Annotated in this window: 10 protein-coding genes and 1 pseudogene; 10 read left to right on the top strand and 1 reads right to left on the bottom strand. The window is 48.5% G+C overall.

The annotated features are described in order from the left end of the window. Positions 1-45: 45 nt before the first annotated feature. Positions 46-1,773, bottom strand: a complete 1,728-nt coding sequence (locus D479_RS11745) for an NFACT RNA binding domain-containing protein (protein ID WP_008637243.1) — start codon at positions 1,771-1,773, stop codon at positions 46-48. Positions 1,774-1,909: 136 nt separating this feature from the next. On the opposite strand from D479_RS11745, the gene D479_RS11740 reads away from it, so the two are divergent. The 10 genes and pseudogenes from D479_RS11740 (at position 1,910) to pknB (ending at position 12,893) form a co-directional block, all read left to right on the top strand. After that, positions 1,910-2,788: a YicC/YloC family endoribonuclease gene (locus D479_RS11740; protein WP_162129288.1), complete on the top strand. Its 879-nt coding sequence runs from the start codon at positions 1,910-1,912 to the stop codon at positions 2,786-2,788. A 79-nt stretch (positions 2,789-2,867) separates the two neighbouring features. Then, positions 2,868-3,131 (top strand): DUF370 domain-containing protein, encoded by a 264-nt coding sequence (locus D479_RS11735; protein ID WP_008637241.1) that lies wholly within the window; start codon positions 2,868-2,870, stop codon positions 3,129-3,131. Between the two features lie 14 nt (positions 3,132-3,145). Then, positions 3,146-3,760, top strand: coding sequence for a guanylate kinase (gene gmk / locus D479_RS11730; RefSeq protein ID WP_008637240.1), 615 nt, complete (start codon positions 3,146-3,148; stop codon positions 3,758-3,760). Positions 3,761-3,762: 2 nt separating this feature from the next. Continuing rightward, the gene (gene rpoZ / locus D479_RS11725) at positions 3,763-3,990 is read left to right on the top strand and encodes a DNA-directed RNA polymerase subunit omega (protein WP_008637239.1); all 228 of its coding nucleotides are present in this window, start codon (positions 3,763-3,765) and stop codon (positions 3,988-3,990) included. A 123-nt stretch (positions 3,991-4,113) separates the two neighbouring features. Further along, a pseudogene (coaBC, locus tag D479_RS11720) lies at positions 4,114-5,321 on the top strand (bifunctional phosphopantothenoylcysteine decarboxylase/phosphopantothenate--cysteine ligase CoaBC). After that, positions 5,318-7,729 (top strand): primosomal protein N', encoded by a 2,412-nt coding sequence (gene priA / locus D479_RS11715; protein ID WP_008637237.1) that lies wholly within the window; start codon positions 5,318-5,320, stop codon positions 7,727-7,729. The pseudogene coaBC and the gene priA overlap by 4 nt, the downstream one beginning before the upstream one ends. A gap of 27 nt (positions 7,730-7,756) precedes the next feature. Further along, complete coding sequence (gene fmt / locus D479_RS11710; protein WP_008637236.1) at positions 7,757-8,704, top strand: methionyl-tRNA formyltransferase; 948 nt, start codon at positions 7,757-7,759, stop codon at positions 8,702-8,704. Beyond that, complete coding sequence (rsmB, locus tag D479_RS11705; protein ID WP_008637235.1) at positions 8,697-10,043, top strand: 16S rRNA (cytosine(967)-C(5))-methyltransferase RsmB; 1,347 nt, start codon at positions 8,697-8,699, stop codon at positions 10,041-10,043. The genes fmt and rsmB overlap by 8 nt, the downstream gene beginning before the upstream one ends. A 61-nt stretch (positions 10,044-10,104) precedes the next feature. After that, positions 10,105-10,863, top strand: coding sequence for a Stp1/IreP family PP2C-type Ser/Thr phosphatase (locus D479_RS11700; RefSeq protein WP_008637234.1), 759 nt, complete (start codon positions 10,105-10,107; stop codon positions 10,861-10,863). Continuing rightward, positions 10,863-12,893, top strand: a complete 2,031-nt coding sequence (gene pknB / locus D479_RS11695) for a Stk1 family PASTA domain-containing Ser/Thr kinase (RefSeq protein WP_008637233.1) — start codon at positions 10,863-10,865, stop codon at positions 12,891-12,893. Before D479_RS11700 ends, pknB begins: the two co-directional genes overlap by 1 nt. Positions 12,894-12,898: the final 5 nt, after the last annotated feature.

Below are 12,898 nucleotides of genomic sequence, written 5' to 3'. Positions count from 1 at the left end.
TGAACGTAAAAGGCCGGGCGATTGTTACAATCGTCCGGCTTTCTTCTACTGCTGTTCTTTTTTGTTCTTTCTCAACTTTTTGATGAAAGAATCATCAGGTGTTACAAATAAGGTCTGTTGGTTATCGTACGTCACAAAGCCTGGTTTAGCACCGGATGGCTTTTTCACATGACGGATCAGAGTATAATCGACCGGTACAGAGGATGAGCGGCTCGATTTACTGAAGTTCGCTGCCAGCTGTGCTGCTTCAAACAGGGTGTCTTCATTCGGGTCGCTGCTCTTAATGACGACATGGGACCCGGGGATGTCCTTGGCATGGAGCCAAATGTCTGTTTTGTGGGCGAGCCGGTTCGTCAAGTATTCATTTTGTTTGTTATTTCTTCCTACGTAGATGAGGGTTCCGTCACTGGCTTCGAATGCCTCGGGTGCCGGGGTTGCCTGCTTATTCTTTTTGTTTCCTTTGGACTGGGGCTTCATCTTCAGGTAGCCCTGCTCGCGAAGCTCTTCACGGATTTCTTCAATATCCTCTTCCCGAGCGGTCTCCACCTGTTGAAGCAGCCGGTCGAAATAGGCAATTTCATCTTCCGCTTTTTCTATCTCCACCTTAACGACCTGCTTGGATTTCTTGAGTTTCTGGTACGTTTGGAAAAGGCTTTGAGCATTTTCACTCGGAGATTTATTCGGATTCAAGTCGATGGTGATCTCGGCCTGTTCCGGATCATAGTAATCAACGACTGTTACCGCCTCATCCCCCGGTTTTACGAGATGCATGTGAGCGGTCAACAACTCTCCTAAGCGCTGATAGCGGTCGGCGGAATCCGATTTCTTCAACGTATCTTCATGTTTTTTGATTTTACGGATATTTTTATCTCTCTCATTTTTCATGAAACGATGGAGATCGCCGGCCTGCTGCTTGACACGGTCCCTTTCCGCTTTGCCCGAATAGTAGTCATCAAGCATGGCGCTTACCCTCTCGTACTGTTCCACTTCCCCATCAAATGCTTGGAGTGGAAATACATAGAACTGATTCTTTCCGCTGAGCTGCGCCTGGGGCGTATAATCGTGGGCAAGGATACGATCCCGAAAGCTCTTATAGGATTGCTTGAGGGCATCTGATCCACCAAGCCCTGCCTGATGAACGATCTCCTTGGCTATCATCGGCGAGAATCCCATGACGAGATTAAGGATTTGTTTATCCATTTTTCCGCTGTTAAAGTCAAGCTTTCTAATGAATAGATCCGGATCTAAATCAATCGGATTAAGTTTTCCTTGTTCCGGAGGGAGTTTGTATGGCTGACCGGGCATGATAGTACGGTGCCTGTTCTGCGAAGGAGGTAGGTGTTTGATACTGTCTAGAATATGCCCTTCCTCTTCATCTACAAGCAGGATGTTGGAGTGTTTCCCCATCACTTCTATAATCAGGGTCTTGATGGTTTCATCTCCAATTTCATTCCTGCTTCGAACTTTCAATTTTACGATTCGTTCCATATCCACCTGCTCGATTTCTTCTACAAATCCTCCGACCAGGTGTTTCCTCAGCAGCATGCACAACATCGGCGGTTCTTTCGGGTTGTTATAAATATCTTCCGTCAGATGGAAGCGTGCATAACTGGGATGAGCCGATAACAGCAGGCTGTGTTTCTTTCTCTGGGAACGGACGGTAAATACCAGTTCCGTGTCCGTCGGCTGATAAATTTTCATAATTCTACCCGAGCGGATGGTCTCATTTAATTCATGAGTAATCGCCCGGGTGACGATTCCGTCAAACGACATGGTCTTCACCTCTCTACTGTTGCAAGTATAGCACGAGTGCAGGAGGGAATTCTAAGAAAATTCCTTACACCCTCGCTATACGAAGCGGCTAATGGTAGAATGTTGTTTCGGATAATCTACGATGGGTGTGAGATGGATGAAGAGTATGACGGGATACGGTAAGGGAAGGGTGGAAAAGGATGGGACGGTCGTTCATGTTGAGTTGAGAGCTGTTAACCATCGTTTTCTCGATATCCATGTGAAACTGCCCGCGAGCTTTCTATCTATGGAAGAGGCTGTACGAAATGCCGTTAAACAAGAGCTGGAAAGAGGACATATCGACATATCTGTCATGATTGACGGAGACGGCTTTTTGAAAAAGAGGGTGGATATCGACTGGGATTTGACCGATCAGTATATTCATCAATGGAAGAAACTGAAAAGTCATTATGATTTGACGGGCGAAATGACTATTGATATGGTATCCAAGTTAGACGATGTTTTTTCTGTTAAGGAAACAAAGGAGAATACATCCTACATAAAACCTGTACTGGACGAAGCGATGTTTGCTGCGCTGCGGGCCTTGAATAAGATGCGGAGTCTGGAAGGGGAACGGATCTGGACAGACCTCCAAGCACGTGTTCGGGCTATGCGGGCGTTGTTAAAGAGAATGGAAGTAAGACGCCCGGCCTTTATCAAGGAATACAGGGACCGGATTAAACAAAGGGTTGAAGAATTCTCAAGAGAATTCATCGACCCGGAAGAGTCCCAGCTTCTCAAAGAGATTGCCATTCTTTCAGAAAAAGGGGACGTGACAGAAGAGTTGACCCGGATGGATTCCCACCTTCTGCAGGTGGAACGTCTCCTGAATGAAAAGGGAGCTGTCGGACGCCGGCTTGATTTCATGATTCAAGAAATGCATCGCGAAGTGAATACAATCGGCTCGAAATCCAATGACAGCGCACTGCTCGAGATCGTCATCCAATGGAAAAATGAATTGGAGAAAATGAAAGAACAAGTGCAAAATGTCGAATAACAATTGTGTTTATCACTAGTTTTTTCATATAATAGAGTTAGTGATTACAGTGCTTGGTCAGAAGAAGGAGGAGTCAGCTTTGAGTTTGAAGTTAATTAACATCGGCTTTGGAAATGTAGTTTCTGCCAACCGCATTATCTCGATCGTTTCACCGGAATCTGCGCCCATCAAACGTATTATTACCGTTGCACGTGACAATAATAAACTAGTAGATGCTACATACGGCCGTCGAACGAGAGCCGTCATCATTACCGACAGCGATCATGTCGTCCTTTCCGCCGTTCAGCCGGAAACCGTAGGGCAGCGGGTAATCAGCCATGATGAGATTTCAGATGAAAATTAGGGGGACAAACTGAAGTGATTGATCAGAAAGGAATTTTATTTATACTGTCCGGCCCCTCCGGGGTCGGGAAGGGTACTGTACGAAAGGCTTTGTTCGAACAGTCGACAGATTTGCGTTATTCTATTAGTATGACGACACGCGAACCTCGTGAAGGGGAAGTGGACGGCGTCGACTATTTCTTTAAAACGAGAGATGAGTTTGAGACATTGATTTCCCAAGGACAGCTCATTGAACATGCCGAGTATGTCGGCAACTATTACGGAACACCCCGTCAATATGTGGAGCAGACGCTTGAGGAAGGGAAAGACGTTTTCCTGGAAATCGAGGTCCAGGGTGCGATGAAGGTCCGCGAGAACTTTCCGCAAGGGGTATTCGTCTTCTTAATTCCGCCTTCTTTGGAAGAATTGAAAGACCGCATCGTCAACCGCGGTACCGAGACAGAAGATAAAGTGAAAAACCGTCTGCTCGCAGCTAAAGAAGAAATTGATATGATGGATGCCTATGATTATGTTGTCGTCAACGATGACATTAATCATGCCGTATCGAAAGTACAATCCATCGTAGCCAGTGAACACTGCAAGCGTGAGCGTGTAGCTCATCAATATAAGAAAGCATTGGAGGATGAATAATTATGATGCTGGAACCGTCTATTGACTCCCTACAGAAAAAAATTAAATCCAAGTACACGATTGTAACATTATCTGCCCGCAGAGCCCGTGAATTGAAACAGGGCAGCGCGCCGATGGTCGAAAACCCGAACTCTTTTCAACAAGTAGGTGTCGCTTTAGAAGAAATCGACAGCGGCAAGTTGAACTTCATCGAGTCTGATGAAATCCAGGCCCGTACAGAAACGCTATAAAACCGGACGTTCGTTATGCGTTTGGTCCATAAGAAGTACAAAAGCCGCGCTCATTCTCTGAATCCAGCGCGGCTTTTACTACGTAGCAAACATATATTCCAGTCGAGCAAAGGGGAACGTCTTATGTTAAAAGGAAAAAACATTGCATTGGGAGTCTCCGGCGGGATCGCCGCTTATAAAGCTGCTGCATTAACGAGCAAGCTGGTACAGGCAGGTGCGAACGTGAAGGTGATCATGACAAACAGTGCGCAGCAGTTCATCACGCCGACTACGTTTCAGGCGCTTTCCAGACAGCCTGTATACACCGATACTTTTCATGAACAGGACCCATCCCAAATACAGCATATCGATGTCGCGGACTGGGCAGACCTGTTCCTCGTCGCTCCTGCTACAGCCAACGTGATAGCGAAGATGGCAGGTGGCCATGCGGATGATATGTTGACGACGACACTGCTTGCCACAGAAGCACCTGTTTACATTGCTCCTGCGATGAATGTCCATATGTACAGTCATCCTGCTGTGATGAATAACATGAAGCAGCTGGATGAGTGGGGCTTTCGATTCATTGAGCCCGGAGAAGGATATCTTGCCTGCGGCTATGTCGGGAAGGGTAGGCTGGAAGAACCGGAAACGATCGTACGTGTGCTCGAAGGGGAAATGGACCGTAAAAAGATATTGGAAGGGAAACGTGTATTAATTACGGCAGGACCGACCAGGGAAAAGATTGACCCTGTCCGTTACTTCACCAACCCGTCGACAGGAAGATGGGCTTTGCCCTTGCCCGCCAGGCCGCAACGCTTGGAGCGGACGTCACTCTGATTGCGGGACCGGTTCAGCTGGATACACCCCCGGGCGTAAATCGCTTCGATGTAACAACGGCAGAAGATATGTTTCAGGCTGTGATGCAGCATTATCCTGATCAGGACATTGTCATCAAATCAGCTGCCGTCGCCGACTACCGACCGAAAGTCACCTATGAACATAAAATGAAAAAACAGGCCGGGAATTATGTCGTGGAGATGGAGCGGACGAAGGATATTCTTTTCGAGCTTGGCCAGCGCAAGGAGCACCAGTATTTAATTGGCTTCGCAGCTGAAACCAACGATGTGGAGCATTATGGGAGGAAAAAGCTCATCAATAAAAACCTGGATGCCATCGTGATCAACAATGTAGGAGATCCGGGGGCCGGGTTCGGAACGGATACGAACGCCTCTCTATTCCTTACGAAAAAAGGGCAGGAGCAGACGTATCCGCTTCAGAGCAAAGACGAGCTTGCCGCCCGGATACTGACAGAAGCATACGGGGAGCTTGTGGAGCGTGACACCCCGTGACAATTGCCAACGTCATCGTAGATGTTCCATCTCAAAATACGGATCGACCCTTTGATTATAAAGTTCCGGAGAAATTTGAAGGCATCGTTCAGCCGGGCGTCCGGGTGATCGTCCCCTTCGGCCCGAGAAAAATTATGGGCTACGTCGTCTCTTTATCCGAAACAAGCAGTTTCCCGTCGGTAAAGAACATCACGGATGTACTGGACGTGCTTCCTACGCTGACAAAGGAACTGTTGGAGCTTGGTAAATGGCTTTCCCGTCAGACGCTCAGTTACTATATATCCTGCCTCCAAGTTATGATTCCTCAGGTGATGAAAGCGAAATACCGTAAGGAACTTTGGAAGTTGACGGAGGAACCGCTCGTGCCGGAGCTGGATCGGCTCTTTGATGGAAGGGGTGTCGTTGATTTCGAGGAGTTCGAACGATCCGGCATCAGCTACCGTCTGTTGAAGAAGCACATGGATGACGGCGAAGTGGATGTCCATTATGAAGTGAAGAGCAGAGAAACGAAGAAAGTCATTCCGATGGTGGAACCTGCACTTGAACCACTGCAATTGGAGGAGAAATGGCAGGACATATCCCCGAGGGCCAAAAAACAGTTGGCAATTGTTGAGTTTTTCATTGAATATCCGCATGCATTAGAGAAGAAGCGGCTGCTGTCGCTTCTTTCGACAACCCCGGCTTCCTTGAAGCCGCTTATAGAGGATGGGACGCTTCGCGAATATAAGCAGGAAGTGTTCCGCGATCCCTACGGCGAGAGAGAGTTTGAGCGGACAACCCCTTTTCCGTTAACGGATGAACAACAGTCTTCCATCACGCCGATCCTCCGTTCTATTGAACAGAAGCAGCATGAAATTTTTCTGCTGCACGGAGTGACCGGAAGCGGTAAGACGGAAGTATACCTGCAATCCATACAGGAAGTGATCGATAAAGGGGAAGAAGCAATCATGCTGGTGCCGGAAATCGCGCTGACTCCGCAAATGGTGGAACGATTCAAGGGAAGGTTCGGGTCAAAAGTGGCTGTTCTGCATAGTGCCCTTTCTGCAGGGGAGAAGTATGATGAATGGCGGAAGATCCAGCGCCGGGATGTTCAAGTCGTCGTGGGGGCAAGGTCTGCCATTTTCGCTCCTTTTACGAATCTCGGATTGATTATTATTGATGAAGAGCATGAAACCAGTTATAAACAGGAGGACAGAACAAGATACCATGCGAGGGACGTCGCCATCAAACGCGGGGAGACGCACCGATGCCCCGTCGTTCTCGGAAGCGCGACTCCGGCTCTTGAAAGTTACGCCAGGGCGGTCAAGGGAAACTATCACCTCCTAACGATGAAAAAACGGATGAACGAAGCGGTCATGCCGGAAGTAGAGCTTGTCGATATGAGAGAAGAACTTCATGAAGGGAACCGTACGATGTTTTCACGGGTGTTGAAGGAGAAAATAGAGGACCGTATTGCCAAAGGAGAACAAATCGTCTTGTTCTTGAACAGGCGTGGTTATTCTACATTCGTCATGTGCCGGGACTGCGGTCATGTGCAGGAATGTCCACACTGCGATATTGCCCTCACCTATCACAAGCGGCAGAATAAATTGAAATGCCACTATTGTTCCCACGAAGAACCAATGCCTAAGGAATGTCCGGAGTGTGAAAGCAAAACGATTCGTTTCTTTGGTACTGGAACGCAGAAGGTGGAGGAAGCTTTGCAGGAGCTTATACCAGAAGCGCGCGTACTCCGAATGGACGTGGATACGACCCGGCGCAAAGGTGCTCATGAACGGCTTCTGAAACAGTTCGGTGAGAAAGAGGCGGATATTCTACTCGGAACACAGATGATCGCAAAGGGGCTGGATTTCGGAAATGTTACGCTCGTCGGAGTGCTCGCGGCCGATGCGATGCTCAACCTTCCTGACTTTCGCGCTTCAGAAAAGACGTTCCAACTCCTCACGCAGGTCAGCGGCCGGGCAGGGAGACACGAAAAGGCGGGGGAAGTCGTCGTCCAGACGTACACACCCGAACATTACAGCATTGAACTTGCAAGCACGTACGATTTTGAGCGTTTTTTCCAGGAGGAAATGAAGCTTAGGAAAGCGTTCCGGTACCCGCCTTATTACTACTTAACGCTGTTCACGGTTTCTCATCCGAATCAGCTGAAAGTTCAGGAAGTCACCCAGAAAATAACGATGTTCATGCAGCAGCAATTGTCCGATGGTGCCTTTGTACTGGGGCCGACGCCGTCTGCGCTGACCAGGATCAATAATAGATATCGCTATCAATGCATGGTAAAATACAAGAAAGAACCAGAGCAGCGGAAATTCGTGGAACGGATCCTGCATTACTATGAAGAAGAAATGAAACAAGAAAATGGATTACAAATCACGGTTGATTTTCAACCGTACCAGCTTATGTAAGCTGTCGTCAGAAGGGAGCAACTAGTCATGACAAGAATCGCATTCATGGGAACACCGGACTTCGCCGTCCCCGTTCTCGACCGCATCATAGAAGAAGGATACGAGGTCGTCCTCGTCATCACCCAGCCTGACCGCCCGAAAGGTCGTAAAAAAGTAATGACCCCGCCGCCCGTCAAAGTGGCTGCGGAAAAGCACGGCATTCCTGTATTTCAACCGGAGAAAATTAAGAACGAATACGAGGAAGTCTTGGCTTATGACCCGGACTTGATCGTTACTGCAGCTTTCGGACAGATCCTGCCGGAAGCGTTGTTAAAAGAACCGAAGCACGGATGTATCAACGTCCATGCATCCCTGCTCCCTGAATTCAGGGGAGGAGCACCGATTCATTACAGCATCTTAGCAGGTAAGAAAGAAACGGGCGTTACGATCATGTATATGGTCAAAAAGCTGGATGCCGGCGATATGCTTGCCAAAACAGTTGTCCCAATTACGGATGAGGACCACGTCGGAACACTCCATGATAAACTTTCGGAAGCCGGTTCCGACCTGTTGGCCGAAATGCTGCCGAAGCTGTTGGCCGGGGAGATCATACCGGAGAAGCAGGACGAAACCCTCGTCACTTTTGCTTCGAATATTAAAAGGGAGCAGGAGCTTATCGACTGGAACAAGGATCAGCAGACCATCTATAATCATGTGAGAGGCCTCCACCCTTGGCCTGTCGCCTACACGTATTGGAACGATAAACCAATGAAGATCTGGTGGGTGGAGAAAGTGGACGGCACAAGTTCCGAAGTAGCCGGAACAGTCACAGGGATCGAAGAGGACGGTTTTCTTGTCGCCACCGGAGACGGGAAAACGGTCAAGGTTACGTCCCTGCAGCCGTCCGGCAAGAAAAAAATGGACGGCCAGGCCTTTATTAACGGATCCGGTCAATCATTAGAAATCGGAGATCGTCTGGGGGAGCAGCATGACTAAATTTTTACTTAGAGAGACGGCTCTCGATCTATTAACGAGAATCGGAGATCAAGGCGGCTTCAGCCACGTACTGCTGGATAGAGAAATCAATAAACAGGATTTCTCCAGGCAGGACGGCGGGCTGTTGACAGAAATCGTATACGGCACTCTTCAGCGCCGCGATCTCATTGCTTATACGATACAACCTTATATACAGAAACAAAAGAAAATAAAGCCCTGGGTCCGCTGGCTTCTTTATATGTCCGTCTATCAAATGATGTTCCTTGAGCGGGTTCCGGATCATGCAATCATCCATGAAGCGGTAGAGATATCGAAAAAGCGCGGCCACAAGGGAATCGCATCGTTTATGAATGGTGTGCTGCGTAACGTACAGAGGAATGGTGGACGGGATCTGGATGAGATTACAGATCCGGTGGAAAAGCTTGCGATCCGAACGAGTCACCCACTTTGGCTTGTCAAACGTTGGGCGGAGCAATATGGAGAAGAAGTGACGGAGGCGATGTGTGAAGCGAACAACCGCCATTTGCCGATGAGCATCCGAATTCAACCGCTGCGGATGGACAGAGAAGAGGTCGTTTCCAGACTGGAAGAAGACGGGCTTACCGTAGAGGAAAGCCAGCTGTCCCCGCAAGGATTGATCGTCACTGGTGGTGCCATACTTAAACACCCGCTGTTTGCGGAAGGATATGTAACCGTACAGGATCAAAGCTCCATGCTTGTTGCGGAGATGATGGATCTTGCTTCAGGTATGACTGTCCTTGACGCCTGTAGTGCCCCCGGCGGCAAGACGACACATATCGCGGAGAAGATGGCAGATGAAGGGGAAATACTGGCTTATGATCTGCATGAGAAGAAAGCGAAGCTTGTAGAGAAGAAAGCAAAACAGCTGCAGTTGACTTCGATTACGGCAGGGCAGGCCGATTCTCGAAAACTTGGCGAGAAACATGCGGCAGAACACTTTGATCGTATTCTGCTCGATGCTCCTTGCTCCGGACTTGGTGTTTTGCGCGGAAAGCCGGATATAAAGTATCATAAAACGGAACAGGATATATACTCGCTCCGTTTAATCCAGGATGATCTCCTCGATGAGATGGCACCTTTGTTGAAATCAGGCGGCAAGCTTGTTTATAGTACGTGTACAGTAGACCGTCATGAAAATGAAGAAGCTGTGAAGCACTTTCTTTCCAAACATCCAGAATTCCGTGTGGATCCTTCGTTTAAGGAAGATCTGCCACCTGCTTTGAGGGACGGCATCGGCCTTTCTGAACACGGACTTCAGCTATTCCCGCACGAGTGGGATACAGATGGATTTTTCTTGACCCGATTGATCAAACAATAACTCGGAGGGTGCATCGGTTGTATTTCCGGTGGCCCCCGGGAAATCAAAAGTAGGTGAGTCTATGTTAGGCTATTTTCTTACAGACCAAGGGCAAGTTCGCAATCATAATGAAGATGCGGGTGGTGTGTTTTCCGAAAAAGCACCAATCCTCGCTGTCGTTGCCGACGGAATGGGCGGCCACCAGGCGGGAGACGTCGCAAGCCGGATGGCAACCGATCATTTACATAACAAATGGAAAGAATCCGGCACTATAGCGACTCCGGAAGAGGCAGAGCAGTGGATGATAGAAACGGTTCGGTCCGCAAACGATGAAATAAAAGCATATGCGGATGAGCACGAGGAATGTCAAGGGATGGGGACAACGATTGTTGCAGCTATCAGCACGGACCAGTTTGCGACAATCGCTCATATCGGAGACAGCCGTTGTTACCTTGCGAATGCATATGGGTTCCAGTCTGTAACGGATGACCATTCTTTAGTCAATGAGCTGGTACGGACAGGGCAGATCACGGAAGAAGAGGCGGAACATCATCCCAGGAAGAACGTTCTGTTGAAAGCTCTCGGAACCGAATTCGGTTTGGAACCGGATGTCCGCACGCTGGAATTTGAAAAAGATGACCGTCTTCTTTTGTGTACAGACGGATTGACGAACAAGGTGAATGATCAGGAATTATCTGAGCTGAAAGATTTTCATGGGGAATGGGAAGATTTTTGCCGTCGATTAATTGAACTGGCCAACGCACGGGGCGGAGAAGATAATATCACCCTTGCTGTCGTCCATTATGATTCGGCAACCCATGAGAAAGAGGGTGTACAATAATGCTCCAGGACCGTCTCCTTAATGACCGTTATCGCGTAGGGGAGATGATCGGCGGCGGGGGTATGGCAAACGTTTATCTCGCCCATGATACCATCCTCAACAGGGAGGTGGCCGTCAAAGTCCTACGTTTAGAACACGGGAATGACGAGGAATTCATTGCCAGGTTCCACCGGGAAGCACAGTCTGCCACAAGCCTTTCCCATCCTAATATCGTCAATATCTATGATGTCGGGGAAGAAGATGACATCTATTACATGGTGATGGAATACGTGGACGGAATGACCTTAAAGCAGTACATCCAGCAGCACAGCCCGATTGACGCTTCCGATGCTGTCGATATCATGAGGCAGGTAGCCTCTGCGATCGCCCATGCCCATGATAATGAAATCGTTCACCGGGACATAAAACCGCAGAACATATTAATTGATCACTATGGACATGTAAAAGTAACAGACTTCGGGATTGCGATGGCGTTAAGTGCTACTTCGCTGACGCAGACGAATTCGGTGCTCGGCTCCGTCCACTATTTATCACCGGAGCAGGCACGCGGCGGTGTCGCTACAAAGAAATCTGATATTTATTCTCTTGGTATTGTTTTCTTCGAACTGCTGACAGGACGCCTTCCTTTCTCCGGTGAGTCTCCTGTGTCCATTGCTTTAAAGCATTTGCAGCATGAGACACCGTCCTTGAAACGATGGAATTCGGACCTTCCGCAAAGCGTGGAGAACATCGTTCTGAAAGCGACGGCTAAAGATCCCTTCCACCGATATGAGTCTGTATTGGATATGGAACAGGATATTGAAACGTCTTTGGAACTCGATCGGAGAGATGAAGCGGCTTTCGAAATACCGCAGGATGACGAGGAAGAAATGACGAAGGCCATCCCGGTCATTACAAATGATGTGTATGGTGAACAGACCGAAGAAGACACGATTATCCATTCTCAGCCGAATGGTGTCCAGACTCCTGCTGAGGAGGAAACGCAGGAATATAACCAACCTCCTGCTCCGGCGAAGAAAGGCAAAAAGAAAAAGAATAAAAAAGTAAATAAGCCGAAAAAACCGAAGAAAAAACGGAAAGTCTGGCCGTGGATCGTCACGATCCTTATCCTTCTGCTTTTGGGTGGCGGAACGGCAGCTGCACTTTATGTTCCTGGATTTATTCGGCCGGCAGAAGTCGAGATGATTGATGTCGCAGGCATGGAATATGAAGAGGCTTACAGTGAATTGAGCGATTTGAACTTAAAAGTGAACCGGGAAACGATGTTTTCAGAAGATGTCGAAGAGGGAATGGTCATTCGGACGGATCCGGAAGCCGGCCGTACGGTTCAAGAAGAGTCTGAAGTAACCGTTTATTCAAGCCTTGGAAGAGAACGGGTCGAATTTGAAGATTACACAGGGGAAGATTTCGACAGTGTCGAAGAGGAGCTTCGGGATAAAGGGTATTCTGAAATTGAACGAATACCTGAAACGAGCGATCAGCCGCCGGGAGAAATTACGGCGCAGCTGTCCCCGGAACCCGGGACGAAAGTACTTCCGGATGAATCGAAGGTCATTTTCCGTGTCAGCAGCGGCCCACCGACCATCGATTTAGGTCGGCTGGATGATATGACGAAGGAGCAGGCGGAAAGTTATCTTGATAATCGTAATCTTAAAATGCAGGTAGTGGAAGAGTATTCCGATGAGGTGGACAAGGGACGCGTCATTACGCAGGATCCAGACCCATACACAGAAGTCAAGGAAGGTTCGACGGTAACCATTACTGTTTCCTTGGGTCCTGAGGAAAAGCCGCCTCGGGAGGAGACCGTCTCGGTAGAAGTGCCTTTCGATGAGGCTTCGGAAGAGACCGAGCAGCAGGTGCTCATTTATGTGGATGACTTGGAACGGGATATGGAAGAGCCTGTCATTGAGGAGACCATTACCGAGACGACGTCGTTCGATATAACATTGACGATTGCCGAAGATACGGAAGCAGCGTATAAAGTTCAAAGGGGTGACGAAGTCATTGCAGAAGAAAGTGTATCGTATTAAGAAGG

Origin of the sequence: Halobacillus sp. BAB-2008 (assembly GCF_000328325.1) — a bacterium.
Lineage (GTDB): Bacteria > Bacillota > Bacilli > Bacillales > Halobacillaceae > Halobacillus.
This window is presented reverse-complemented; position numbering and strand designations above follow the sequence as displayed.

Coding starts and splice junctions, on each gene's coding strand:
- D479_RS11745 (WP_008637243.1), bottom strand. CDS start 1,773: ATGTCGTTTGACGGAATCGTCACCCGGGCGATTACTCATGAATTAAAT.
- D479_RS11740 (WP_162129288.1), top strand. CDS start 1,910: ATGAAGAGTATGACGGGATACGGTAAGGGAAGGGTGGAAAAGGATGGG.
- rpoZ (WP_008637239.1), top strand. CDS start 3,763: ATGATGCTGGAACCGTCTATTGACTCCCTACAGAAAAAAATTAAATCC.
- fmt (WP_008637236.1), top strand. CDS start 7,757: ATGACAAGAATCGCATTCATGGGAACACCGGACTTCGCCGTCCCCGTT.
- rsmB (WP_008637235.1), top strand. CDS start 8,697: ATGACTAAATTTTTACTTAGAGAGACGGCTCTCGATCTATTAACGAGA.
- D479_RS11700 (WP_008637234.1), top strand. CDS start 10,105: ATGTTAGGCTATTTTCTTACAGACCAAGGGCAAGTTCGCAATCATAAT.
- pknB (WP_008637233.1), top strand. CDS start 10,863: ATGCTCCAGGACCGTCTCCTTAATGACCGTTATCGCGTAGGGGAGATG.